Raw genomic sequence first — 24,951 nt, 5'->3', positions numbered from 1 at the left:
AACCTGAAAAATAGTTTTGTCTCAACCATTTTGTGTTTTAGTTTATCTATCACCAACCAGCCAGCTTTTGTCATTCCTAGTAGTCTTGCCAAATTTTCAAAGTATCATTCTTGTTTTTCGTTTTATCTTATCAAAAAAACTGCCAATTCATCCAAGTAGGATTATGAAAACCTGTAAAGTAATAGAGGCAGAAATAAATTACCACTGCCAATTAAGACATCGATTCGTTTTCCAACTTTAGATTTTACTGATTCTCCCAAGCCAACAAACACCATCATCAGACCAATCAAAAATAAATTTAATGCGTTTGTATAATAGTTATCCAAATCTGGAAATAGGACGAACACTATATTTAAAGAAACAACGATTGCAGCTGCAGAAAGGAATAAAGAATCAAATATATTCCATCCGGCTATCTTCCAATTTTTGGTCATATAATTAATCAAACGATTCTTTGGCACCCATAACACCTCTCTATTGATTGATAAAATCCATCTATCCTCATGACTTAATTATGTACTGCTCTAGTATTGATTTTAAGTTTTCTCTTCGCCAACATCATATGAAAAAAAGCAAAAAGCGACGGAAAATGAAGAATCTATTCCATCGCTTTTTTTGCTTCTATTTAGATAACCGCTCTTGATCTCCTGCTGGAGAAAGACTGGTGATTTTTTCGATTTGATCAATTGGAACCATTCGTATTTGTTGTTCCTTGTTTTGTAGGCGAATCATGACTACTTCTTTTTCAACATTTTTTGTAGCTACCCAGCCTGAAATCGTTTCGTACTTATTACTTTTTCGATTGGCTCTTACTTGTAAAATCACTAAACTATGTTGAGTAGCTGCTTTTTGCAGCTCTAAAACAAACTTTCCTTGCAAACGTACATTCTCTGCTATTTTTTCAGTGTCATTTACAAAAGAATCAAAAAGCTGATACGACGTATGCGTGACTAACTTGGTCAATTTCTTCATTGGTGATACTGTTTCTTCGTTCATTGAATGCACTCCTCCTTTAGCTAAGAAAGTGTTACTTAATTAACTATATTCTACCTAAGATTTAACGAAATAACAAGAATATTATCTATACTGAGCAACAAAAAGAAAGCGTTACCTATATAGATATATCGTTATTTTATTTATCTTTTTTCCATTCTTGCATCCAATACTTGAGCCCTTCAGTCAATAATTGGTAAGTTTCATCAAAGTTATCGGTATAGTATGGATCAGGAACATTTTGTGTTTCTTTTCCAGGAACCCGACTTAAAAATAAATGGATCTTATGTTGTGCGTCGGTCGGTGCCATCCGTTGTAAATCCTCTACGTTAGATTGATCCATGCCAATGATCCAATCAAATCGTTGAAAATCTTCTTCTGTGATTTGGCGTGCAATCATTTGACTCGTATCCACGTTCTCATTTTCTAAAATTTTCTTTGTTCCTTTATGAGGTGAACGCCCCACTTCATAAGTGCTTGTCGCTGCAGAATCAATCAAAAATCGATCAGATTGTCCGTCTTCAGCTACCATTTTCTTCAACAAACCTTCTGCCATTGGTGAACGGCAAATATTTCCTAGACATACAAATAAAACTTTCGTCATGTTTGCTCTCCTTCTAATCATTTGTTTCCAGCTCTTCTTTTGCATACAACCGATAGGAATATAATTCTGTATCTTTGGCTAAGCGGAACAATTGGACGGCGATTTCTAGAGGCGTCTCTTCGTAATCATGTGTAATCCAATTGATTAGAACCCCACTACATCCATAAGAAAAAAAACGAGCATAAAACAATTTGTCCGCTTTTGATAACTGCTTTTCTTCATCCATTTGATCAAAAATCTTAATAAATGATTGCTGGATAACAGCAGTAAACTCTTTTTGTAGTATTTCTTGGTCAGATGTAACAGTGTTCGCATAAAATTCTTTTTGTGCAGCAATTGCCTTCAACATTTTTAATGCTTGCTCTTCCCAGTTGTCTAAAGAAAGAGAATGAGGATCTAAATAGCATAAACAATCTTCGTAATACACCCATCGCAACAAATCGTATTTATCTGTAAAATGGTAGTAAAATGTTTGGCGATTGATGCCTGCCTCATGGGCGATTTTCTGTACACTGATCTTTTGAAAAGACTGCTTTTGACATAAATCAATCAATACGTTTTTAATCAATTGCTTAGTATGCGGTGTATCGCCCATCTCATCATCTCCTATCTTCTTTACAAAAACTTCTCATTCTACGATTTTCTTGAAAAAGTATTTATATGGACAGTCGATTCAAGTATCCTTTTTTATACTTGATAATCGTATCCAAAATGTTCATAGGCATATGGTGTGGCGATCCTTCCACGAGGTGTCCGTTTCAAGAAACCTTTTTGGATCAAAAAAGGTTCATACATATCTTCAACAGTTTCTCTTTCTTCACCAATATTGACAGATAACGTACTCAATCCAACCGGTCCGCCACCATATAATTCAATCATCGTACGTAATAGTTTCTGATCGACATAATCCAAACCTGCCTGATCGACTTGTAACAACGTTAATGCTTGATCGGCAATGGTTTGATTGATCTTGCCATCTCCCTGTACTTGTGCAAAATCACGTACCCTTTTTAATAAGCGGTTAGCGATCCGTGGTGTTCCTCTTGAACGTCTAGCAATTTCCAGTGCACCTTCTTCAATGATTTCTGTTTGAAAAATATCAGCAGAACGAATCACGATTTCTCTTAAATCAGCTTCTTCATAATATTCCATATGAGAAATGATCCCAAATCGATCACGAAGTGGCGCTGAAAGCATACCTGCACGAGTTGTTGCGCCAATTAATGTAAAAGGTGGTAAAGGAAAATGAACAGGATGAGCAGTTGGTCCTTGTCCAACCATTATATCAACGTAAAAATCTTCCATGGCAGAATAAAGCATCTCTTCTGCTACACGAGGTAATCGATGAATTTCGTCAATAAATAAAACATCGCCAGCTTCTAACTCATTTAAAATAGCAACCAGATCTCCTGGTCGCTCGATTGCGGGACCACTAGTTGTTCGTATATTGACTGCCATTTCATTCGCAATCACCATTGCCATTGTCGTTTTCCCTAATCCCGGCGGACCATATAACAAAACGTGATCCAACGGCTCTTCCCTGTGACGGGCAGCTTCAATATATATTTTGAGTTCCTGTTTCACTTTCTTTTGACCAATATATTGGGAAAGTAACCGTGGGCGGAGGGTCTTCTCTAAACTTAATTCATTCTCGCCCGTTTCAGGGGATAATAACTGTTCATCGGTCATCATTTTCCCTCCTTATTTTTTCATCATTAATTTTAAAGCTTGGCGTAAGTATTCATCTGTTGTGAGATTTTCTACTTCTTTTAGTTGTTTCTCGACCCGCTTGACCTCTTTATCACTATATCCAAGTGCTGATAAAGCTTCCATTGCTTCTGATAATGCCGTCGCATCTTGTGCTGTACTTTCATCAAATAAATTGAAGGGCGTATCGATACTTAATTCGCCAAATTTTCCTTTTAAATCTAAAATCATTTGTTGAGCTGTTTTTTTACCCACACCAGGGAATTTGGTCAGATAAGTCACATCCCCTGTTTCAACCGCTTGAATCAATCCTGAATGATCATCACTAGCCATAATCGCTAAGGCACTTTTTGGTCCAATTCCTGAAACACTAACTAACCTTAAAAATAATTGTTTTTCTTCTAAAGAATCAAATCCGTACAGAAGATGTGCATCTTCTCGAATGACCTGATGGACGTAAAGTTTGATTTCTTTGTTTAGCTTACTACTATAACGATAGGGATTGCCTAATGCAATTTGATAACCGATTCCATTTGTTTCGATTACTAAATAATAAGGATTGATAAAGGTTACTACACCTGTAAGATATTCATACATCTGTTATCCTCTTTCTTTCACACACATATGTTCGCATATTTTCTTCCATTGTAGCATACTTTTTCTTTTGAAAAAAGAGAACAGAAGATCGAGCTACGCTTCTCCTTTTTAACGTAAGTTTATCAAGGTTTTTAGGATAAACATTTTTTGCAAGAGATTTTAATTTGAACGATCAGAGTTTCAGCACTTTCCTCAAAACAAAGGATCAATATTCAGGAAACAACGCTTCAATAAAGATAAATAAGAAAAAACCTTGAAACAATCAAAAATTGTCTCAAGATTTTTTACCCAAAAATAAAGCTCTTCCTTATTCAACTTGTGATAGATATTCTCCATATCCTTGTTCTTCCATTTCTTCATATGGAATAAACTTTAAAGCCGCAGAATTGATGCAATAACGTAGTCCGCCTTTTTCAGCAGGACCATCATTGAATACATGCCCTAAATGAGAATCTGCTTGACTGCTTCGCACTTCCACTCGGTGCATACCATGAGAAAAGTCGGCCTTTTCTTTAATATCTTTTCTAGTGATTGGTTTACTGAACGCCGGCCAGCCACATCCCGCATCGTATTTTTCGGCTGAGCTAAACAATGGCTCCCCACTGACAATATCGACATAGATCCCTTTTTCATAGAAATCATCATATTTCCCACTAAATGGTCTTTCTGTTGCGTTTTCTTGCGTCACAGCATATGAAATTGGAGATAATTCCTCTTTTAAATCACGCTCATTTTTCTTGAAATCGCCCAATAAAAACGCCTCCTTTTTCTTTTAATCATAACGACAAAAGTATCAGAAGCAAACATTCTGCTCATAGTAATAATTGCTTAGACTTTACGACGTCTAGCAAACTCGACGAAACGAAATTTATCTAAACGGTGAATTGATTCTGTATACTCGAAACACCTTGTATCTTCGAGGTGAACCAGTCCTCTTACTACCACGACATAGCGATCTCCATGTAGATCCATCATCTCTTCGATTTCAGGAGTTACTTCTTCAACGGTAATTTCTTTCTGGGCGTAAGCAATCGTTAGTTGCAATTCATTTTCAAAGTATTCGTAGATCGAGCCAGCAGCTTGTGTTGCTGTTAAAGTTGGTACCACATTTTTTAATAAATAATCACGATCTAATATAACCACTTCTCCATTGATTTTCCTTTGACGAACCAAATGCCAAACCGGCGTTTTTTTCTTCCAGCCTGTTATTTCACTCAATGATTGGTCCACTTCTGTTTCTTCGATTAATTGAACGATGGTTTCACTTGGGATTCGTTGTGTTTCCTGTAATTCTTTGTAGCTTGTTAATCCTGCAATTGGAAAATCAAATCGATTGCGGTCTAAAACAATCGAACCCTTTCCTTGTTTCTTTTGGATATAACCTTCAGTCGTTAACAGGTTAAGCGCTTTTCGAATTGTTTCTCGTGAAACACCATAAATTTGAATCAGCTGATTTTCACTAGGGAGCAAAGTATGCGGAGGGTATTGTTGATCCAAAATTTTTTGCTCTAAATCTAAAAAAATTTCATTAAATTTATTCATTACATTTCCTCCACTTAATATTCAATTTCTTTTATTCGCATATAAACTATACTACAGCTTTTTTGTTATTTCAATCGCCCCCTCTTTTCACATATCCCTACACTAAGCCAAGTGTAACGATTACATTTTTTTATTTTTCGCTTGTAAAACGCTTGCAATAGTAGGAAGAAACAAGTATAGTATGGATAAGATAACTTGTGTATACAAGTTTAAAAAGAAAGGGGTTTATTCCTATGGCAAAGTACCAAGCAGATGCTGAGAAACTGTTAAAGGAAATTGGTGGAAAGGAAAATATTGCTGCAGTTAGTCATTGTGCCACTCGGATGCGCTTTGTCTTAAATGATCCAAAAAAAGCCAATGAAGAAGCAATCGAAGATATTCCTAGTGTGAAAGGGATGTTTACCAATGCTGGGCAATTCCAAGTCATTATTGGTAACGATGTTTCAACCTTTTACAACGACTTCGTTGCTGTATCAGGTGTTGAAGGCGTATCCAAGGAGCAAAGTAAAGTTGCTGCTAAACAAAATCTCCACCCTGTCCAACGAGCAATCGCTGTTTTGGCAGAAATTTTTACACCATTGATTCCAGCCATTATCGTTGGGGGACTGATTTTAGGTTTCCGGAACGTATTAGAAGGAATCCAATTTGAAAGTCTTGGTGGAACAATTGTTGAACACTCTCAATTTTGGAACGGCGTAAACGGCTTTTTATGGCTACCTGGCGAAGCAATTTTCCATTTCTTACCAGTTGGTATCACTTGGAGTATCGCGAAAAAAATGGGCACTACACAGATATTAGGAATTGTTTTAGGGATTACGTTAGTTTCACCGCAATTATTAAATGCCTATAGTGTCGCATCAACAGCTGCGGCTGATATTCCATTTTGGGATTTTGGTTTTGCTCAAGTTGATATGATTGGTTATCAGGCACAAGTCATTCCAGCGATGCTTGCTGGATTTATGTTAGCTTATCTTGAAATTTTCTTCCGTAAATATATTCCACAGTCGATTTCTATGATATTTGTTCCATTGTTCTCTCTACTCCCAACAGTCTTAGCTGCCCATGTCATCTTAGGGCCTGTGGGTTGGACAATCGGTAGTTGGATCTCAAATATTGTTAATACTGGCTTGACTTCTTCAATCAGTTGGTTATTTAGTGCCGTCTTTGGTTTCTTATATGCACCTTTAGTAATCACCGGCTTACACCATATGACGAATGCAATTGATATGCAATTGATTGCCGATTTCGGCTCTACGAATCTTTGGCCAATGATTGCTTTATCAAATATCGCACAAGGTTCGGCAGTTCTTGCGATCATCTTCTTACATCGCGGAAATAAAAAAGAAGAACAAATCTCGATTCCAGCAATGATTTCTTGTTATTTAGGGGTAACTGAACCTGCAATGTTTGGGATTAATCTAAAATATGTTTACCCATTTGTTGCCGCAATGGTTGGTTCAGGTTTAGCTGGAATGTTTGCCAACTTGATGAATGTACGTGCTAATGCAATTGGTGTTGGTGGACTACCTGGTATTCTAGCCATCCAAGCAGAAACTTGGGTTCCGTTCATCATTTCTATGATCATTGCAGTTATTGTTCCATTTGGTTTAACCGTAATCTTCAGACGTCAAGGGATCTTAAATAAAATCGATCCTGCTGTACCCGTAGAAGACACAACTGGCTTACAACTACAAACAGCTGATGGAAACAACGTTTCACCACAAAAATTTGAAGCTGCCAATGCAACAGCAGTTTCTACTCCGACAGAAGAGTTATTCGCTGTAGCAGATGGACAAATCAAGGAAATCACCGAAGTAGCAGATCCTGTTTTTGCTCAAAAAATGATGGGTGAAGGTTATGCTGTACTACCTTCCAACGAAAAAGTTTATGCTCCAGTCGCTGGTAAAGTAACAAATATTTTTGATACACAACATGCGATTGGTCTTTTAACTAATGAAGGTCTGGAAGTTCTCGTTCATATGGGTCTAGATACTGTCGAATTGAATGGGCTACCTTTTACGATCCATGTAAAAGAAGGCGATTCAGTCACGCCAAAAACACAACTAGCCGACATGGACCTCACAGCAATTGAGCAGGCTGGGAAGAAAACGGACATCTTAGTTGTATTAACAAATAATGAAAAAGTTGCTGCCTTAACATTAGATCAAACAGGTCTCGTTCGTCATAGCGAACAAATTGGAAAAGCGCAACTAAAATAAAAAATACTACTGTATAAAAATAACCTGAAAAAATTCTTCTAGTGAATTTTTTCAGGTTATTTTTCACTCTTTAAGCGTTGGTACTTTCATCAACACTTTAGTCAGTTTGATCGTCACTATGCTTAAAAACGACAAAAAGAAATAGCCGTCACTTTAACCGAAGTCTGGCTATTTCTCTTTGAAATATCTGATTAAAGGGTCACCGTCTTTCGCGGTGCTGTCCAGGGGAGTTGTTGGTCGCAACTCCTCTTTCGTTTTTATTATACCAGTTACTTTAGGTATTTACAACGTTCTTAAAGATAGAATTCCTCTTAAAAAACCCTAAATAAAAATAACATTTTTATATTTTAAAAAACACATTTCTCGTGGCGATAATATGCTACAATAAACTCGACAGTAAAGTGGATCGACGGTGGCAACTTCTCACAAAGGTGGTGGTGCTTATGGGAATAAGTACTAAAATCTATGAAAGGAGTTCGCTTTTTGTCCGCATATGAGATCGTTCAAACCATACTTGGCTTTGGTACTTTCACCATTGCTTTAGTCAGTTTGATCGTCACTATGCTTAAAAACGACAAAAAGAAATAGCCGTCACTTTAGCAGAGTATGGCTATTTCTAAACCAAAATAAAACTTTGCCACCGTCTTTCGCGGTGCTGTCTAGAGGAGTTGTTAGCGCAACTCCTCTTTCATTTTCATTATACCAATTACTTCAGGTATTTACAACGTTCTTAAAGATAGAATTCCTCTTAAAAAACCCTAAATAAAAATAACGTTTTTATGTTTTAAAAAACACATTTCTCGTGGCGATAATATGCTACAATAAACTCGACAGTAAAGTGGATCGACGGTGGTAACTTCTCACAAAGGTGGTGGTGCTTATGGGAATAAGTACTAAAATCTATGAAAGGAGTTCGCTTTTTGTCCGCATATGAGATCGTTCAAACCATGCTTGGCTTTGGTACTTTCACCATCGCTTTAGTCAGTTTGATCGTTACTATGCTTAAAAACGACAAAAAATAGCCGTCACTTTAGCAGGAGACTGGCTATTTTTTGTAAAATAAAAATTCGCCACCGCCTTTTGCGGTGCTGTCCAGGGGAGTTGTTGGACGCAACTCCTCTTTCGTTTTTATTATACCAATTACTTCAGGTATTTACAACTTTCGTAAAGATAGAATCCCTCTTAAAAACCCTAAATAAAAATAACGTTTTTATGTTTTAAAAAGTACGTTTTTCGTGGCGACAATGTGCTACAATAAACTCGACAGTAAAGTGGATCGACGGTGGCAACTTCTCACAAAGGTGGTGGTGCTTATGGGAATAAGTACTAAATCTATGAAAGGAGTTTGCTTTTTGTCCGCATACGAGATCGTTCAAACCATGCTTGGCTTTGGTACTTTCACCATCGCTTTAGTCAGTTTGATCGTTACTATGCTTAAAAACGACAAAAAGAAATAGCCGTCACTTTAGCGAGTATAGCTATTTCTTTTTGAACTATTAAACTAATTCGCCACCGTCTTTCGCGGTGCTGTCTAGAGGAGTTGTTGGACGCAACTCCTCTTTCGTTTTCATTATACCAATTCCTTCAGGTATTTACAACTTTCGTAAAGATAGAATTCCTCTAAAAAAACCTAAATAAAAATAACGTTTTTATGTTTTATAAAACACGTTTCTCGTGGCGATAATATGCTACAATAAACTCGACAGTAAAGTGGATCGACGGTGGCAACTTCTCACAAAGGTAGTGGTGCTTATGGGAATAAGTACTAAAATCTATGAAAGGAGTTCGCTTTTTGTCCGCATATGAGATCGTTCAAACCATACTTGGCTTTGGTACGTTCACCATCGCTTTAGTCAGTTTGATCGTCACTATGCTTAAAAACGACAAAGAATAGCCGTCACTTTAGCGGGAGACTGGCTATTCTTATTCTTTGTCGAATATTTAAATTCAACCGCCACCGTCTTTCGCGGTGCTGTCTAGAGGAGTTGTTGGTCGCAACTCCTCTTTCGTTTTGATTATACCAATCACTCATACACTTTGCAATTCTAAATATGACTGAAAGTAGTGGACACAAACTTGAACGTTCCTATCTCAATTTCTGATTTCCGTCAACTGCAGCTACATAAAATTTTTCAAACCTTGATAAACTGCACCGATTGGAAATCCAACGATACTGTAATAGTCGCCTTGAATTTCTTTAACAAATGCACCTGCAAAACTTTGAATACCATACGCACCAGCTTTATCCATATAATCACCGGTTACTAAATAGGCTTCGATATCCTTAGTTGTCAAAGGATAAAAGGTCACCTTAGCTTGTGCTAAGATTTTTTCTTCTTGATCACCTTTCGTCAGCACCACGGCTGTATATACTTCATGCGTTTTCCCACTAAGTTTTTGAAGGATAGCTTTTGCCTCTTGTTCATCCGCTGGTTTACCGATGATCTCATCATTGAAAACAACTGTCGTGTCACTTGCAATCACCAATACATCATTATCGTATTGATGTTTGACTACTTTTGCCTTTTCAGTTGCCATTCGCTCAACATAATTTTTAGGTTTTTCTTGAACAAAAGGTGTTTCATCGATATCAGCCGGATGAACATCAAATGCACTAACCAGTCGCCCTAATAATTCTTTTCTTCTAGGGGACTGCGAAGCTAACACAATTTTCATCTGTTTCTTCTCCTTTTCATGAGACTCATTAATGTGGATCTTGGATGCGTTTAAACATTCTTTCCATATCTGAATTAGTAAAATGGATCAACACAGGGCGTCCATGGGGACAATTAAAAGGATTTTCACATTGGGCTAAGTCCTTCAATAAAACCCTCGCCTGAGCTTCATTCAAATAATGATTTGCCTTGATTGAACGTTTACAGCTCATCATGATTGCTGTGGCTTCTCTAAATTTCTTCACGCTAACACTACCCGTTGTTAATAACATATCGATCATTTCTCGAATAATCGCTTCTTCCTCTCCAGATGGATACCAAGTAGGATGTGCTCTGACGATAAAACTATTTTGACCGAATTCTTCTAGATAAATACCTGCTTCTTCAAGCAATTGTTTTTTCTCTTTCAGTTTCAAAGCATCACTATTGGGATAATCTAATACAAACGGCACAAGTAGTTCTTGTAGATCGTTAGAAACTTCGCCAATTTTTTCTCGAAAATATTCATACTTGATTCGTTCTTGCGCTGCATGTTGATCAATAATGTATAAGCCATCCTGACTTTGAGCAAACAAGTACGTTCCATGCATTTGTCCAAAATATTCTAATTGTGGAAAGCGTTGTGTTACCTGCTCATTTTCTAATTTCTGAATTGCTTGATCTAATGAGCGCCCATTTTGACTTAAATCAAACTCTGGATGTAGCGCTAAATCCTCACGATAAACTGTTTCTGAAGAAGTTTCTTCTTCAGCTGTTGTTTCATGCTCGTTGGAAAAGTTTTCAACAGTGGATAACTCATTTTCACTCTTATCCACTGGTTTTTCTACATAGTTATCAACAATATCACCAGAGTTATCCACTGTTTTTCTTTTGCTTTCTGGATAACTAGTAGTTTCTTCAGAAAATACAGGAGAGTTTTCAACATTATCCACAGACTTATCAACAGATTCATGCACAAACTCGCTTTGTTCTTCCGCTACAAAAAATGTTCCGGTTGTTTGATCAAAATTCAAGCTTTGCGGTTTCTTAGGTTTCGCTTCTTCAAAAGCGTAAGATAAATCAATTTCGATTTGTTCCGCTTTTGGTTGATCAGCAACCTTTTTCTTGAATCGCAAATTGTCAGCTGCACTGGGAATTAAGTTCTCCTGTACCAATGCTTTTTGAATCGCTTGAGTAATTAGCTCAGTTAATTCCTGTTCCTTCGATAAACGAACTTCTTGCTTTGTTGGATGGACGTTCACATCCACTAACAATGGATCCATTTTGATTTCAAGTACAGCGATTGGGAATCGCCCTACCATTAGTTTTGAACCATAGCCGGCTACAATTGCTTTATTCAAGGAAAAATTTTTAATAAAACGTCCATTAATGATTGTTGAAAGATAATTACGACTAGCACGAGTCACTTCAGGTAAAGAAATATAACCGAAGATTTCAAAATCTAAATCTTTCGCTTCAATCTTCAACATTTTCTTTGCTGTATTCAACCCATAGATTCCGGCAATCGTTTGTTTCAATTCGCCTTTTCCTGAAGTTGCTAACATCTTATTCCCATCATGGACTAATCGAAAAGCAATTGCCGGGTGACTTAAGGCTAAGCGATTCACAATATCACCGATATTCGCTAATTCAGTATGCAACGTTTTAACATATTTTAAGCGTGCTGGTGTATTAAAGAAAAGATTGCTGACTGTGATTTTCGTTCCTTGCCTTAAAGGAGCTGGGCGGTGTTCCATTACCGCACCTCCCTTAAGCTCTAAATAGGTTCCTTGCGTTTCTTCTTGATTGGCTGTTTCTACCGTCATCTCTGAAACAGAAGCAATACTAGGCAATGCTTCTCCTCGAAACCCAAGCGTACGAATTCGGAAAAGGTCGTCACGATTGTGGATTTTACTTGTTGCATGACGTTTAAAGGCGTTCTCAACATCTTCTGTCAAAATACCTTCTCCATTATCAATCACTTGGATCGTTTTTAATCCTGCTTCTTCAACTAAAATATCGATTTGACTACTTCCTGCATCTATGGCATTTTCCACAAGTTCTTTGACTACCGAGGCTGGACGTTCGACAACTTCACCGGCTGCGATTTGATTGGCTAAGCGTTCTGATAATTCTTGGATTTTCGCCATCATTCTACGCCTTCTTCCTATATAGTATTTATAGTTAGCTTACTCTTCTTATTTATCGTTGATTTACAGCTGTTTTTTCAATTCATAGAGTTGATTCAATGCATCCATTGGTGTCATTTCTAACAGATTCATTTGTTTCAATTTAGAAATAACTGCTGTTTCGGCATCGCTTAATTCACTGAACAAGGACAGTTGTTGCGTTTCTTCTTGTTCTATCGATACAGTATCAGTTACTGGTTGTGCTATTGCTTCAAGCGGTTCACTTGGAACAGCCACGGAATGATGGCTCACTTCTCCTGATTCTAATGTATGCAAAATATCTGCAGCTCTTGCTAATAAATTAGAAGGTAGCCCTGCAATTTTCGCTACATGGATTCCATAGCTTTTATCAGCTGGGCCATCCATCATCTTATGCAAAAATACTACTTCGCCGTCTTTTTCAACAGCTCCTACATGTACATTTTTTAATTGAGGTAATTCTTCCTCTAGTACTGTTAACTCATGGTAATGTGTAGAAAAGAGCGTTTTTGCTTGTACATGTTGATGGATATATTCAATGATCGCTTGAGCTAATGCCATTCCATCATAAGTCGCAGTTCCTCTACCTAATTCATCAAAAAGAATTAAGCTGTTTGGTGTCGCATGCCGCAACGCTTGATTGGCTTCCATCATTTCCACCATGAACGTACTTTGTCCAGCAATCAAGTCATCACTTGCACCAATCCGGGTAAAAATCCGATCAAAAATTGGTAAGATCGCTTTTTGCGCAGGGACGAAGCACCCCATTTGAGCCATTAAAACAGTTAATGCTAACTGACGCATATACGTACTTTTCCCTGACATGTTTGGTCCAGTTATCAATAAGATCATTTCATCTTCAGCCATATCCACACTATTGGGAATATATTCTTGATGTCCTAATACTTTTTCAACGACTGGGTGCCGACCTTCTTGAATCAGTAATTGGTGTCGATCCGAGACCATCTCAGGACGAACATATTGGTATCGCTCACTGATCGTAGCAAAACTTTGCAGAACATCGGCTGTACTGATTGATTTTGCTAAAATTTGTAATGGTTTGATCGCTTTTTTGACTTCTTCTCTCACTGCTAAAAACAGCTGATATTCCAAATCAACAGACTTTTCTTCTGCTTCTAAAATTTGCGTCTCTAACTCTTTTAATTCTGGTGTGATAAAACGCTCTGCATTGGCCAATGTTTGTTTACGTTCATATTTTTCCAGTTCAACATTTGCCAGATTCGCTTTAGTGATTTCGATATAATAACCAAATACACGATTAAAGCCAACTTTTAAATTTTTGATCCCAGTCTGCTGACGTTCTCTTGCTTCTAACTCTGCTAGCCACTGCTTCCCATTAGTCATCGCAGAACGGTACGTATCTAACTGATCATTAAAACCATCTTTAATGATATTCCCCTCAGTAATTTGTAGGGGCGGGTCTTCTTGAATTGCTTGATCAATCAAATGAACCAGACCATCCATTGGTTGCATTTCCTTCAATAAGTCAGTCCACTGACCTTGATCGATCCCTTCGATCAGTTGACGAATCAGCGGTACTTGTTCTAAAGAAGTCTTTAATTGAATCAAGTCACGCCCATTGACATTTCCAAAAGCCACTCTTCCTGCTAGGCGTTCTAAATCATAAACCTTCGTCAATGCACTTTGTAGATCAAGTCGTTCAAAATAGCTATTCAAAAGAGAAGCTACCATTTCTTGTCGTGCCTTGATTTGATTGAGTTGAATCAGCGGACGGTCAAGCCATTGTTTCAGTAAACGCCCGCCCATAGCTGTTTTCGTTTCATCTAGCAACCATAAAAGCGTGCCGTGTTTTTTTCCTGTACGTATGGACTGGCTTAGTTCGAGGTTAAACTTAGAATAGTAATCCATTTTCAAATAGTGATCCGGTTGATACTCGATCGCTTTTTGGATATGCGCAAGACTTCTTTTTTGTGTCACTGCTAAATAAGTAAGTAATTTTCCTGTCACTTCTTTTTCAAGTGGATCGGATAGCTCACTGGTTAAGAAATTAAACTCTGCATTTTCTTCACTTGTTTCTTGTTTTGAGAAAACTAATCCTAATCGATTCTTTAATTGCTCAGCAAGTTTTTCACTAATTTCATTTCCTAAAACAAGTTCTTTTGTTTGCAAAGCCGTCGTTTCGTTCAGTACAGCTTCTTCATCAAACAAATGAGCAGTTTTTAACTCCCCTGTGCTTAAATCAGCATAGGCAAATCCAAATTCGTTGCCTTGGCTAACAATTGCTGTCAAAAAATTATTGTCTTTAGCAGATAGTCCCTTACTATCCATGACTGTTCCAGGTGTTACTAATTGAATCACTTCACGTTTAACCATCCCTTTGGTGGTCTTAGGATCTTCTACTTGTTCACAAATAGCCACTTTATAGCCTTTTTCAATTAAAATATCAATATAGCCTTGTGCTGCATGATGGGGTACCCCACACATTGGGATTGGTTCGTCTGCATTACGATTCCTGCTGGTTAATGTTAACTCTAAAATTTGAGACGCATTGATGGCATCTTCATAAAATAATTCATAAAAATCACCTAAACGATAGAACAAAAAAGCATCTTGGTATTGGGCCTTGATGCTTAAATATTGTTCCATCATTGGAGTATTCTTAGTTTTTTGAGGCATTGTCTTCCTCCTCTATCCAATTATTGATTTCATCTTGCAGCATTTTCGTCAAATGATGCAATAAATCATTTGCTTCAAGCAATTGTTTCCGATAAGCTACTACGATCGGATGTTGATCAAATTGTTTCGTCAATTGTTCAACCCGACCATTCGCTTCTTTTTCTGCTATTCTTTTCCCATAATAAGCATAGTTTGCTGCTTCTTTTTGTGCAGATTTGATATCTTCCGTTAACTTTTCTAAATAGGAACTAGTTTGTACTTTTCGCTCTAGTTCGTGGTAGCGGATGATCGTTTCATGTTCACTTAAAAGTTGAGCTAATTTATCCGCTTCTCGTTGAATATTCGGCTCTTTATGCAAAAGATGTCTCACTTTCTATTCTAAAAATGGACGGTCCTCGTTGATCTGGATTAATTGGATGGTTTTCGCTTTACCAGTTGCATCGTCAAATTCCAGTAAACAGCCACTCAAAATACCTCGTCCTCGTTCAACGACTTCAAAACGTTTCGGCAAAGCTGTTAAAAATTTTTCGATAACTGGTTCTCGGCGCATACCTAAAATTCCGTCATAAGGACCTGTCATACCTACATCAGTTAAATAGGCAGTTCCCTGCGGTAGAATCCGAGCATCATTGGTTTGTACATGCGTATGGGTCCCAATGACTGCTGAGACTTTTCCATCTAAGAACCATCCCATGGCTTGTTTCTCACTTGTCGTTTCTCCATGAAAATCAACGAAAATGATTGGCGTTCTTTTTTTTGCTTCGGCGATCAAGCGATCCATCTTGCGGAACGGATCATCTAAGTCGACCATAAAAGAACGTGCTTGCATGTTGATTACAGCTAGTTCTACTTGATTGACTTTCACGAATACCATTCCTTGACCTGGCGTTCCTTCAGGAAAGTTTGCTGGACGAACGATTTTTTTTGCTTGATCGATAAATTCAAAAATATCTCGGTTGTCCCAAGTATGATTGCCCATCGTGACAACATCTACACCGTCTTGTAAAAACTTTTTATAAATTTTTTCAGTTATTCCTCTTCCAGAAGCTGCATTTTCTCCATTTACGATTGTGACCTGTGGTTGATATTTCTTTTTTAAACGAGGAAGATAGGTTGTAATCATATCTCTTCCCATTGAACCTACTACATCACCAATAAATAAAACCCGCACACGTTTTCCTCTTCTCTTTTAACATCATTCTATATTATAGTTGTTTTTTTGTAGAAAGAAAAGGGCAGAAAAATCCTCTGCGTAACCCTCATCTGAAACTACTAAAAAACTAGCTGAAGTCAGTCTCCAACTAGTTCTTTTTACTATCCTAGATTATACTTGTTTATTTAAATCATGGAAAGTTGCTTCAATGCTTTCCAAATTCCATCTTCATCATTTGTATCAGTAACCAACTTCGCTTCTGCTTGTACCTCTGGAACTGCATTTCCCATTGCAACACCAATGCCTGACATACGCAGCATCTCCCGGTCATTTTGGCCATCACCGAAACTAATGATATCTTCTTGCGCAATTCCGACTTGTTCTGCTAGGTGTAAAATCGTGGCTGCTTTTGAACCGTCATGTGGAACAACATCCACACTTTTTTCATGCCAACGAACAAATCGAATCTTATCGTAACTAGAAAAATGATGATCGTAATTCTGATCAAAAAATGCTAAAGCTTGATAGATATCTTGTTCTTCCACAAAGTACTGATCAAGTTCAGGTAAAACAGCACCAAAAGAATGCATTGCCTCTTCCATCATTCCCACATGATTGGAAGAATAACGTTTGATATTATCTAGACTCACAAAAGCAGTATCGATATTTTTATCTTGTGCTTCTTTGACAAAATTGTCTAATTGTTCACGGTCAAGCAAATTTTTATAAACTTGTTCATGATCTAAAAATCCAGCAGCGCCATTACATAAGATATAATTTGTAAATGCTAGATCTCGTATAACCTCTTGCGCATGGAAACGACTACGCCCAGTAGCAATCGTTACCAAATGTCCTGCTTTACGTAACTTATCCAAGGCTTCTCTTGTGCTGTCTAATGCTTGTTTATTTGTGTCCAGTAGCGTCCCATCAATATCAAAAGCAAATAATTTACGTTTCATTTTTTTAGTCGACTCACTTTCTTATAAATACTTGCTTGCTTCTCTTCTTGTCAAAGCAGACCATTCTTTTGTCAATTGTTCTTTTACCCAAGAAACATTTGTCTTGCTATAATCGCGCAATGCCCACCCAATCGCCTTTTGAATAAAAAATTCCTTTGAGAAGCGATCTTCAGTGATCACTCGATCCAACAACAGCTGATTGGTAGCTTCTTTAAATCCTAACTGTAACGTAATTGCTATTCTCCGAAGCCAAAAATCTTCTTTTTTTTCAAACAAAAGAGAAACCGTCTCTAATTGTTCCATATGAAGTTTACACCATGTAGCATAAACTTTCCGCCAAGCATCAATCGTATCCCACCATGCTTTTTCCGGTACCAATACAGACAATTCGACCAACTCATCCAATGATAAACGTTTGATGTTTTGTTGAATCAAATCAATCGCCAGGTACTGATACTCCCGTTCTGTTTTTTCATAATAATAGAAAACAAGGAAAAAAAGGTCTGGAACATCAAGCACTTTGCTTTCACGCAAAAGTGTTTGTTGCAATTTCCAACGTTCTGGTTTGGGCACACCTGCAAATGAGAACTGATTTCTCATATACATTTCCATTGGATGTGCTTTTTCTTCATTTTTTTGAAAAACTAAAAGTTCCAAGACAGTCCTCCTTGAAAAATCAAGCCCGTATCTTAGGTGACAGCTGAAAAATCACTGTCACTACCTTTTAGTGGCTCTGTAGGTTGAAAATAGGCTGTGCTTACACAAGCATGATCCTTCATTTATTTCTTTTTAAGATTGGTACGTTTATTTTTCATGCTTTTAAAAGATACCCTCTTATTTTATAGAGTGAAACAAGGTTTGTAAAGCGTTTTTAAAGAGAAACGTACTTGACAGTTTCACCTTGTTTCCCTTATACTGGACTTTGTGTAAAATAATGCAGCGGAAAAATAATAATTTCGTCCCTAGTTCATTGCCCCGATTCGGGTTCAATTGCGTAACCGCGGCTGCAAAGGTGAAGATTGAAGAATGGACTACACGATTATGAATTTTTTATCGGATTATTTTACTCCAAAAACTAAATTTATTTTATTGGAGGAAATTTTAATGTCTCGTTATACAGGACCATCATGGAAAATTTCTCGTCGTCTAGGTATTTCATTATCAGGCACAGGAAAAGAATTAGCACGTCGCCCTTACGCTCCAGGTCAACATGGACCAAACAGCCGTGGCAAACAATCAGAATACGGTATGCAATTAACTGAAAAACAAAAACTACGTCACATGTACGGAATGAACGAACGTCAATTCCGTAACTTGTTCGTTAAAGCTAGCAAAATCAAAGAAGGTAAACACGGGGTTAACTTCATGATCTTACTAGAACAACGTTTAGACAATGTTGTTTATCGTCTAGGTCTTGCAACTACTCGTCGTCAAGCTCGCCAATTAGTTAACCATGGTCATGTGATGGTTGATGGCAAACGCGTTGATATCCCTTCATACCACGTTGAAGTTGGTCAAGTGATCTCAGTTCGTGAAAAATCACAAAACATGACAACAATCAAAGAAGCTGTTGAAGCAACTGTTGGTCGTCCAGCATTCGTAAGCTTCGATGCTGAAAAATTGGAAGGTTCATTAACTCGTTTACCAGAACGTGACGAACTATATCCAGAAATCGACGAAGCTCTTGTCGTTGAATACTACAACCAAAGCCTATAATTTTCAAAGCTTTGGCTTACAAGCCCACTATCTATTCGATAGTGGGGCTTTTTTTATGTAGATTTCCCTCTCTCTTTTCTAGCTCTCTTCTTTATTTGAATTTGATTCGCCCGTGTAACTCTCCTAGAATCATATGTTGAGACTTGCCAAAAAGTTCAAAATGAAACAATGTTTAACTGAACATATAACCTATCCTCAAAGGAAGATAGACTAATATTTTGAAGGAATACTTCGTTTATTTAAAAAATATACTTTACAAAAAATAATTTTTCTTATACAATTTCGTTAACTTAGAAAATAAAAATGGTTAACAAAGGAGAACTTATGACAAAATCACTCAAGGAACTCATTCTTGCTGCAGAATTTGCAGCGATCATTGCCGTTCTTTCACAATTCACTTTCCCTCTAGGTCTAATTCCTTTGACTGGACAGACTTTTGCCATTGGTTTAACTGCTACTTTCCTTGGTAAGAGAACAGGAACTGTCTCCGTCTTGATCTATCTTTTATTAGGTCTTATTGGGTTACCTGTTTTCTCGGGGATGTCTGGAGGAATTGGTGTATTATTCGGTCCTACCGGTGGCTATCTAGTTGGTTTTATCCTCCAGTCTTGGCTAATTGGATTTATCATGGAGAAAGTCGGTTCTCGCTATCCTCTGACAATATCCGCAAACTTAGTTGGTTCAGCAGCCGCATTATGCTGTGGCATGCTTTGGTTAATGATCAGTAGCAGTCTTTCTCTTCACACTGCATTTTTAAGTGGATTTCTTCCTTTTATAATCCCTGAAGCAATCAAATCGATTGCTGCCGCTTCGGTAGGTCTGTTTCTAAAAAAACGTTTGTCTCGACTTCAGTTGTTTAGTATGGATAAATAACTAGACAAAACAACTACTACGTTGTATTCCTTTACGAAAAATTTTTTAAAATAAAATCGTCACTGATTCAAACTGATTGTGGCATTACCTAAATTCCTTGAATTGATGATAAATAAAAAAAGCTTACAATCGTAAGCTTTCAGACTATAGACAAAGTACTTATTTATAGTGCTTTGTCTTTTTTATACGTTAAAACAGAACGATAAATTGGAGCTGTACCCGATGCTTTCAAAACAAAGTAAGTTTAAAGATCTCTATAAAAAAAGAGAAGAAACGATTGAACGAATATTCAGCACCACAAAAGAATTTCATGGATTACGTTATACCAATCAAATAGGAATTGTAAAAATACACATGAAAATCGGGCTTACTTTTGCTTGTCTAAATATGAAAAAGCTAAATCAAAAAATATCAAGCGAAAAAAGAGTATTTTTCTAAAGAAAAGAAGACAAATTTTTCTTTTGTTTTTGAAAATAGACATATAAAAAAGAGGTTGAGACAAAAGTGTTCAGCATCAAGAAATAAGAAGGAATTTCCGAAAATTGCTTCTCAAATTTTTGGTAAATTTCGGCTTATTTCCGAAGATGCTACTTTTGTCTCACCGTTTATTCGTTTTTAGAGATACTAGAAGAGACTGAGACAACTTTTGTCCCAGTCCCTTCAATCTAAAAGCTTTCAATCGTAAGCTTTTTATCTTCTATTTTTAGACTTAGCTAAATCGTCGTTTATTTTTTTAGATCTACTTTTTGTCCGACCCAATAAATGATGACTCCTCCCACTAGCATGGAAGCTAGCTCACCCAAAGCAACAGTTCCCCAAGTGAAGAAAAAGGGTAATTGATAGAATAGCTTCAATTGTCCAGCAACTGTAAACATAGAAAATGCAAAGACCAAAGCTGTAATCACCATTTTTATTTTCATGTTTCTTACTCGTTTCGTTATCTCATAGTTAATCAATAAGACGAGTAAGGTGCTGATACTACCAACTACTACATCAATCAATCCCAATGGTGAGGAAAGATTGGCTAAAGCAACACCTAGCGTGATAGCCAAAATATACTTTTTATTATAGAGCGACAAATAATTGAACATTTCGGAAAGACGTATTTGAATGGCACCAAAACTGATAACTGACAACACGAATGTAACTGCCACATATAAGCCTGTTACAAGTGCCATTCGAGCAATTTCTGCTGTGGTAAAACGATTAGTAGAACGAATTTTCTTTTGATCCATATTCTTTCTCCTTTACAAGGTCGGGATACAATCGATCATCCTTGTGGTCAAAAATGCCACAAAAGATCTCGTCTCTCTCAACTCTTGGTAATAACTACGACCAAAGGATGGGAATTGACTTCCAACTGAAGTGCCGTAGTGCGAATAAATTCGCTAATCATAGCTTATCTGAAAACAATAAAAAAGACAAAATCATTTTAATAACCAACCACCATCGATTGGAACGATCGTCCCTTGGATATAGCTTGCTTGAGGGGTTGCCAAAAACAACGTTAATTCAGCAACTTCCTCTGGTTGCGCCCACCGTTTAACAGGTGTTTCATTCGCCACCCATTCTGCCATCTCACCATTTCCTGCAAAATCAGCTGCATTCATAGGTGTTTGAATCGCGCCTGGTGCAATTCCTTTGATACAAATACCTTGAGAAGCATAATCTAATGCTAATTGCTTCGTAAAGCCAACAATTGCATGCTTTGCGCTGGTATAGGCAATCCCGCCCCCACCACCGACAAAGCCAGCAATTGATGCCATATTGATGATTGTCCCCTTTTCTTCCTCAAGCATATCTGGAAGGATCAAGTGCGTTAGCTGAAACATACTCTTGACATTAACAGCAAACACTCGATCCCATAAAGCTTCATCTGTTTCCAACAATGGCTGGTACTCATCTAAAATTCCTGCTGTATTCAGCAAGATCGCAACTTTTCCAAACGTTTCGTGACACTGTTCAACCGCCTTTTTTAACAAAGAATGATTCGTGATATCACCTAAAAAATAAGCAAAGGTTTCAGAAAATTGCTGGGATAGATCGTCCATTCGGCCTAATTGCTGATCAAAACCAAACACCCGCGAACCTTGTTCTAAAAAGGCTTTAGCTTGTGCCTGTCCGATACCTGAAGCTGCTCCAGTGACAAAAACAACTTTCTCTGTTAGATCACTGTATCTATTTTTCATTCCACAATGATCCAATCTTCAGCTAAAATGTCACAGACTGTAGGCGCAAAACTGGAAAATCCTTCGTCACTTGTTTTGATTAAAAAGTAAGGGGTAACGGGACAACCGTCAAATTCTTCTCCTGAAACAAGAACGACATACAATTCAAAACCACTCCAACCTTTTCGAATCACTTTATTCCCTTTTTTTAATGCTGGTAAAATTTCTTCAAATGTCATTTATTTCGTTCCTTTCTTTGTCTTTTCGGTCTTGGATCAACACAAATTTTTGGTACAATTGGATATAATCGTTTAACTGTAACTCTCCATTCACGATAAAATATTCTAAATCAGACCATGGTTTACGATGCACTTTGCTCGTTGAAAGTAATAAATCAACTTCTCGTCCCCGATAATCTGTTGGTAAAAATTTCAAACAATAAACATTTCGAAAAAAACGATGTAAGTCTTCTATTAACAACTGCTCTTCAAACAGAGGGAAATCTGTCATCAAAAGAATCGTGATCTGCGGTAACTTTGGTGTAAATGCACCCATTGTCTTTAAAACCGTTAAATACCGCCCCATCAAAAAAGACATATTTTGAAATGCTAGCTGATCCACTTTTTGCTCGGTCTCAAAAAACAAATCGAGCCACTGGATAATTTCACTGTTTTCGATCATCAAATGATTTATAAAGTCACTGTTGTTCCCATCAATGGTTTCCTTAGCTTCTGGAAAAAGATAGGCAAATAAATGACTACTAAAAAGATAGGTTTCAGCTTCTTTTGTTAAGGGTTCTTCTGACAATCCTTGTTCCACTTGATAGAGAGCTAATGCTTCTTTTGCTTCATAAAGTGCATGGTAGGGTGGTGTTTGTCTCCTTCGATGGAAAGCAAACATTTCTTCTCGGATGTCTTCATCCGTATAGTACTCTTCTCGTGTCATCAAAACTAAAAATAACGCACCTAATTCTTCTTCATTTTGAAAATAGTTAGGAAACACTGGTTGCATCCAATGACAAAATTTTTGAAACATAGGATTATCAGTAATCAGTTGTCGCTTTCGTTCGTTTAACGATACGTAATGCTTCTGAGATTTACGCAAGAAGAAAGCTCCTAACATATACTCTAGTCTTCTTTTTTTGATCTCATTAAGGCGAACATTGAAAAAAGCCATGATTTGTTCAGCAATTTTTTTCACATCTAATTGTGAAATCGTTACAAAAGGCCAAATTTTCCCACGAAACAACTGCCAAAACGTCATGTGAAGGTAAAGCCGGATGATTTCTTCTTCTCCTTGCACCACATAAGTCCCACGTTGTAAATAAATCCCGTAATTTTTTAATTGTTCTCTCCACTCGTTGATCTTTCGACGCGCAGTTGATTCGCTGATATATTGTTTTTGAGCAAATTGATAGATCGTATGAAACTCTTCAAAAAAAATATCGTGCAATAGCTGGTATTTCAGCGTACTTTGCACGAGAAAAATCAAAAAACGCTCATGTTCGATAGAATCAAGCGTATCATAAAAGGAATAGCCAGAACGAGGGGTTTTCATAAACAATGTTTGAGAGCTCTCGTTGAACTGATGGTAATTTTTTGTTAATTCGTTTAAGTACTTAGCGACACTTCTTGCATCTAATTGGACTGTTTGTGCCAGTTCAGCAATCGTGTGCCACTGATGATCCTCGAAACTTTCCAGCAGGAGAATTTTATAATAAAGGTCTTTATCAAATCGTTTTAAATATTCAGATGACAAATACAACTTTTACCACTCCTTTATGCTAGAACGTTTTTTTCATTGTAGCATAAATCCTGGGAAACAACATCAAAACAGGTTAGTAAAAAACTGAAATAATAATGGTAATAAAAAGACGGTCAGCATGCCATTGACGCCAATGGCTAAGCCTGAAATAATCCCTTCGATCTCACCCAATTCGATTGCCTTTGCTGTACCAATCGCATGAGAGGTACTTCCTAACGCAATCCCCTTAGCAATCGGACTGCTGATCTTAAAAAGACGAAAGATATGAGTAGCGATCAACGACCCAAAGATACCAGTAGAAACAACAATTGCAAGCGTGACCGCATTGATTCCTCCCATCGTATGAGAAAGATCAACAGATATCGCTGTTGTCACTGATTTAGGTAGCAGAGAAATGACCATCGCTTTTTTTAATGTAAATAAATAGCCAATACCCACACTGACTAAGCAATTAGCTACGATCCCCGCTAAGATTGCCGCAATGACTGGGAAAAAATTTTCTTTTAACAAATGAAAATTTTTATATAAGGGAATAGCTAATGCAACTGTTGCTGGCGTAATCATCATGGTCAAAAAATTCCCACCCACATTATAATCCTGGTAACTGATTCCAGAAAAATGAAGAAAAAGAATGATCACTAAAATAGACAATACCAACGGATTGATAATTGGCAATTTATACTTGCGTAAAAATTTATCTGATAATACGTAGACACCTAACGTTAAGCTTAATCCAAATAATGGGTTACGAATAAATTCAGTCAATTTGTTGCTCCTTCCTTTTGATTTTCTGCAACTTTTGGCTACTTGTTTGTTTCAATTGAACAGATTGTAACATTTTTTCTACTACTTCTGCCGTTTTGCCTGCTACGACCATCGTTACGATCGAACAGATCACTACCGCACCTAATAAAATAGGCCAAATTGTCGCAATATCACCAAAATAGTCAAGTAAACCTACCCCTGCCGGGACGAATAAAATCGTTAAATTATTTAATAAAAAATCACCTGTTCCTCCTAAATGCTCAGGCTTTACTAGTCGCATCTCAAAAGCTAGGAACAAAAATAAGATACCTAGGATACTTCCAGGAATTGGTAAATGGAACAATACACGAGTTCCTTCACCTAAAACTGAGAAAAAGAGGATAATAAAAAATTCTTGAAAAAATTTCATCT

The 24,951-nt window shown here is 37.2% G+C and carries 25 protein-coding genes and 4 pseudogenes; 8 read left to right on the top strand and 21 right to left on the bottom strand.

The genetic code is table 11. From position 1 onward, the window contains the following. Positions 1-161: 161 nt before the first annotated feature. The 8 genes from AB3H90_RS07605 to treR all read right to left on the bottom strand — a co-directional run bounded on the left by AB3H90_RS07605 (position 162) and on the right by treR (position 5,443). Positions 162-461 (bottom strand): hypothetical protein, encoded by a 300-nt coding sequence (locus AB3H90_RS07605; RefSeq protein ID WP_368016493.1) that lies wholly within the window; start codon positions 459-461, stop codon positions 162-164. 160 nt (positions 462-621) lie between these two features. Further along, positions 622-996, bottom strand: a complete 375-nt coding sequence (locus tag AB3H90_RS07600; RefSeq protein ID WP_010720369.1) for a hypothetical protein — start codon at positions 994-996, stop codon at positions 622-624. A 136-nt stretch (positions 997-1,132) separates the two neighbouring features. After that, entirely contained in the window at positions 1,133-1,597 is a 465-nt protein-coding gene (locus AB3H90_RS07595; protein ID WP_010720370.1) for a low molecular weight protein-tyrosine-phosphatase, read from the bottom strand. Positions 1,598-1,610: 13 nt separating this feature from the next. Further along, a complete protein-coding gene (locus AB3H90_RS07590; RefSeq protein ID WP_010720371.1) occupies positions 1,611-2,192 on the bottom strand; it encodes a TetR/AcrR family transcriptional regulator in 582 nt (193 codons plus the stop codon). 92 nt (positions 2,193-2,284) lie between these two features. Next, positions 2,285-3,286, bottom strand: coding sequence for a Holliday junction branch migration DNA helicase RuvB (ruvB, locus tag AB3H90_RS07585; RefSeq protein ID WP_010720372.1), 1,002 nt, complete (start codon positions 3,284-3,286; stop codon positions 2,285-2,287). Positions 3,287-3,298: 12 nt separating this feature from the next. Further along, positions 3,299-3,901: a Holliday junction branch migration protein RuvA gene (gene ruvA, locus AB3H90_RS07580; protein WP_010720373.1), complete on the bottom strand. Its 603-nt coding sequence runs from the start codon at positions 3,899-3,901 to the stop codon at positions 3,299-3,301. A 307-nt stretch (positions 3,902-4,208) separates the two neighbouring features. Beyond that, on the bottom strand, positions 4,209-4,652 hold the full coding sequence (gene msrB / locus AB3H90_RS07575; protein WP_034698687.1) for a peptide-methionine (R)-S-oxide reductase MsrB: 444 nt from the start codon (positions 4,650-4,652) through the stop codon (positions 4,209-4,211). A 77-nt stretch (positions 4,653-4,729) separates the two neighbouring features. Continuing rightward, a complete protein-coding gene (gene treR, locus AB3H90_RS07570) occupies positions 4,730-5,443 on the bottom strand; it encodes a trehalose operon repressor (protein WP_063626425.1) in 714 nt (237 codons plus the stop codon). A gap of 233 nt (positions 5,444-5,676) precedes the next feature. Here treR and treP point away from each other — a divergent pair, with 233 nt between their 5' ends. The 5 genes and pseudogenes from treP (at position 5,677) to AB3H90_RS07545 (ending at position 9,556) form a co-directional block, all read left to right on the top strand. Further along, the gene (gene treP / locus AB3H90_RS07565; protein ID WP_368016492.1) at positions 5,677-7,662 is read left to right on the top strand and encodes a PTS system trehalose-specific EIIBC component; all 1,986 of its coding nucleotides are present in this window, start codon (positions 5,677-5,679) and stop codon (positions 7,660-7,662) included. A 443-nt stretch (positions 7,663-8,105) separates the two neighbouring features. Beyond that, positions 8,106-8,250: pseudogene (gene pepG1 / locus AB3H90_RS07560) on the top strand (type I toxin-antitoxin system toxin PepG1). 292 nt (positions 8,251-8,542) lie between these two features. Next, a pseudogene (gene pepG1, locus AB3H90_RS07555) lies at positions 8,543-8,684 on the top strand (type I toxin-antitoxin system toxin PepG1). 312 nt (positions 8,685-8,996) lie between these two features. Continuing rightward, positions 8,997-9,119 carry a putative holin-like toxin gene (locus AB3H90_RS07550; RefSeq protein ID WP_161306430.1) on the top strand — a complete coding sequence of 41 codons (123 nt, stop codon included), beginning with the start codon at positions 8,997-8,999 and terminating at the stop codon, positions 9,117-9,119. Positions 9,120-9,414: 295 nt separating this feature from the next. Then, positions 9,415-9,556: pseudogene (locus tag AB3H90_RS07545) on the top strand (putative holin-like toxin). Between the two features lie 224 nt (positions 9,557-9,780). Here the strand turns inward: AB3H90_RS07545 and AB3H90_RS07540 are convergent. The 7 genes from AB3H90_RS07540 to AB3H90_RS07510 all read right to left on the bottom strand — a co-directional run bounded on the left by AB3H90_RS07540 (position 9,781) and on the right by AB3H90_RS07510 (position 17,911). Next, positions 9,781-10,338 (bottom strand): nucleoside triphosphate pyrophosphatase, encoded by a 558-nt coding sequence (locus AB3H90_RS07540; protein WP_034698682.1) that lies wholly within the window; start codon positions 10,336-10,338, stop codon positions 9,781-9,783. Positions 10,339-10,366: 28 nt separating this feature from the next. After that, on the bottom strand, positions 10,367-12,466 hold the full coding sequence (gene mutL / locus AB3H90_RS07535) for a DNA mismatch repair endonuclease MutL (protein ID WP_095454325.1): 2,100 nt from the start codon (positions 12,464-12,466) through the stop codon (positions 10,367-10,369). A 63-nt stretch (positions 12,467-12,529) separates the two neighbouring features. Beyond that, a complete protein-coding gene (gene mutS, locus AB3H90_RS07530) occupies positions 12,530-15,142 on the bottom strand; it encodes a DNA mismatch repair protein MutS (protein ID WP_094940933.1) in 2,613 nt (870 codons plus the stop codon). Beyond that, positions 15,126-15,500, bottom strand: coding sequence for a YlbF family regulator (locus tag AB3H90_RS07525; protein WP_010736830.1), 375 nt, complete (start codon positions 15,498-15,500; stop codon positions 15,126-15,128). Before AB3H90_RS07525 ends, mutS begins: the two co-directional genes overlap by 17 nt. A 15-nt stretch (positions 15,501-15,515) precedes the next feature. Further along, positions 15,516-16,313 (bottom strand): TIGR00282 family metallophosphoesterase, encoded by a 798-nt coding sequence (locus tag AB3H90_RS07520; protein WP_010720381.1) that lies wholly within the window; start codon positions 16,311-16,313, stop codon positions 15,516-15,518. A gap of 167 nt (positions 16,314-16,480) precedes the next feature. Next, complete coding sequence (locus tag AB3H90_RS07515) at positions 16,481-17,254, bottom strand: Cof-type HAD-IIB family hydrolase (RefSeq protein ID WP_010720382.1); 774 nt, start codon at positions 17,252-17,254, stop codon at positions 16,481-16,483. 21 nt (positions 17,255-17,275) lie between these two features. Next, positions 17,276-17,911, bottom strand: a complete 636-nt coding sequence (locus AB3H90_RS07510; protein WP_368016491.1) for a DNA alkylation repair protein — start codon at positions 17,909-17,911, stop codon at positions 17,276-17,278. A gap of 447 nt (positions 17,912-18,358) precedes the next feature. Here AB3H90_RS07510 and rpsD point away from each other — a divergent pair, with 447 nt between their 5' ends. From rpsD to AB3H90_RS07495, 3 genes and pseudogenes are all read left to right on the top strand, one after another. Beyond that, the gene (rpsD, locus tag AB3H90_RS07505; RefSeq protein WP_010720384.1) at positions 18,359-18,970 is read left to right on the top strand and encodes a 30S ribosomal protein S4; all 612 of its coding nucleotides are present in this window, start codon (positions 18,359-18,361) and stop codon (positions 18,968-18,970) included. 324 nt (positions 18,971-19,294) lie between these two features. Next, positions 19,295-19,843, top strand: a complete 549-nt coding sequence (locus AB3H90_RS07500) for a biotin transporter BioY (RefSeq protein ID WP_010736828.1) — start codon at positions 19,295-19,297, stop codon at positions 19,841-19,843. A 246-nt stretch (positions 19,844-20,089) separates the two neighbouring features. Continuing rightward, positions 20,090-20,254, top strand: a pseudogene (locus AB3H90_RS07495) (transposase); the annotation flags it as partial. 314 nt (positions 20,255-20,568) lie between these two features. Here AB3H90_RS07495 and AB3H90_RS07490 read toward each other — a convergent pair. From AB3H90_RS07490 to AB3H90_RS07465, 6 genes are all read right to left on the bottom strand, one after another. Further along, on the bottom strand, positions 20,569-21,078 hold the full coding sequence (locus AB3H90_RS07490) for a QueT transporter family protein (RefSeq protein WP_126344832.1): 510 nt from the start codon (positions 21,076-21,078) through the stop codon (positions 20,569-20,571). A 192-nt stretch (positions 21,079-21,270) separates the two neighbouring features. After that, a complete protein-coding gene (locus tag AB3H90_RS07485; RefSeq protein WP_368016490.1) occupies positions 21,271-22,032 on the bottom strand; it encodes a 3-oxoacyl-ACP reductase in 762 nt (253 codons plus the stop codon). Then, positions 22,029-22,250, bottom strand: coding sequence for a DUF2829 domain-containing protein (locus AB3H90_RS07480; RefSeq protein ID WP_010720389.1), 222 nt, complete (start codon positions 22,248-22,250; stop codon positions 22,029-22,031). The genes AB3H90_RS07485 and AB3H90_RS07480 overlap by 4 nt, the downstream gene beginning before the upstream one ends. Further along, positions 22,240-23,775, bottom strand: coding sequence for a helix-turn-helix domain-containing protein (locus AB3H90_RS07475; protein WP_368016489.1), 1,536 nt, complete (start codon positions 23,773-23,775; stop codon positions 22,240-22,242). The genes AB3H90_RS07480 and AB3H90_RS07475 overlap by 11 nt, the downstream gene beginning before the upstream one ends. 63 nt (positions 23,776-23,838) lie before the next feature. Beyond that, on the bottom strand, positions 23,839-24,540 hold the full coding sequence (locus AB3H90_RS07470; protein ID WP_368016488.1) for an LrgB family protein: 702 nt from the start codon (positions 24,538-24,540) through the stop codon (positions 23,839-23,841). After that, the gene (locus tag AB3H90_RS07465) at positions 24,533-24,949 is read right to left on the bottom strand and encodes a CidA/LrgA family protein (RefSeq protein ID WP_010720392.1); all 417 of its coding nucleotides are present in this window, start codon (positions 24,947-24,949) and stop codon (positions 24,533-24,535) included. Before AB3H90_RS07465 ends, AB3H90_RS07470 begins: the two co-directional genes overlap by 8 nt. Between the last annotated feature and the right edge of the window lie 2 nt (positions 24,950-24,951).

Source organism: Enterococcus sp. C63, assembly GCF_040887215.1.
GTDB classification, from domain to species: Bacteria; Bacillota; Bacilli; order Lactobacillales; family Enterococcaceae; genus Enterococcus_B; species Enterococcus_B hirae.
The sequence above is the reverse complement of the archived record's forward strand: the minus strand, read 5'-3'. Positions and strand labels throughout refer to the sequence as shown.

Coding starts and splice junctions, on each gene's coding strand:
- AB3H90_RS07600 (WP_010720369.1), bottom strand. CDS start 996: ATGAACGAAGAAACAGTATCACCAATGAAGAAATTGACCAAGTTAGTC.
- AB3H90_RS07595 (WP_010720370.1), bottom strand. CDS start 1,597: ATGACGAAAGTTTTATTTGTATGTCTAGGAAATATTTGCCGTTCACCA.
- AB3H90_RS07590 (WP_010720371.1), bottom strand. CDS start 2,192: ATGGGCGATACACCGCATACTAAGCAATTGATTAAAAACGTATTGATT.
- ruvB (WP_010720372.1), bottom strand. CDS start 3,286: ATGACCGATGAACAGTTATTATCCCCTGAAACGGGCGAGAATGAATTA.
- ruvA (WP_010720373.1), bottom strand. CDS start 3,901: ATGTATGAATATCTTACAGGTGTAGTAACCTTTATCAATCCTTATTAT.
- treR (WP_063626425.1), bottom strand. CDS start 5,443: ATGAATAAATTTAATGAAATTTTTTTAGATTTAGAGCAAAAAATTTTG.
- treP (WP_368016492.1), top strand. CDS start 5,677: ATGGCAAAGTACCAAGCAGATGCTGAGAAACTGTTAAAGGAAATTGGT.
- AB3H90_RS07550 (WP_161306430.1), top strand. CDS start 8,997: ATGAAAGGAGTTTGCTTTTTGTCCGCATACGAGATCGTTCAAACCATG.
- AB3H90_RS07540 (WP_034698682.1), bottom strand. CDS start 10,338: ATGAAAATTGTGTTAGCTTCGCAGTCCCCTAGAAGAAAAGAATTATTA.
- mutL (WP_095454325.1), bottom strand. CDS start 12,466: ATGGCGAAAATCCAAGAATTATCAGAACGCTTAGCCAATCAAATCGCA.
- mutS (WP_094940933.1), bottom strand. CDS start 15,142: ATGCCTCAAAAAACTAAGAATACTCCAATGATGGAACAATATTTAAGC.
- AB3H90_RS07515 (WP_010720382.1), bottom strand. CDS start 17,254: ATGAAACGTAAATTATTTGCTTTTGATATTGATGGGACGCTACTGGAC.
- rpsD (WP_010720384.1), top strand. CDS start 18,359: ATGTCTCGTTATACAGGACCATCATGGAAAATTTCTCGTCGTCTAGGT.
- AB3H90_RS07500 (WP_010736828.1), top strand. CDS start 19,295: ATGACAAAATCACTCAAGGAACTCATTCTTGCTGCAGAATTTGCAGCG.
- AB3H90_RS07490 (WP_126344832.1), bottom strand. CDS start 21,078: ATGGATCAAAAGAAAATTCGTTCTACTAATCGTTTTACCACAGCAGAA.
- AB3H90_RS07485 (WP_368016490.1), bottom strand. CDS start 22,032: ATGAAAAATAGATACAGTGATCTAACAGAGAAAGTTGTTTTTGTCACT.
- AB3H90_RS07480 (WP_010720389.1), bottom strand. CDS start 22,250: ATGACATTTGAAGAAATTTTACCAGCATTAAAAAAAGGGAATAAAGTG.
- AB3H90_RS07465 (WP_010720392.1), bottom strand. CDS start 24,949: ATGAAATTTTTTCAAGAATTTTTTATTATCCTCTTTTTCTCAGTTTTA.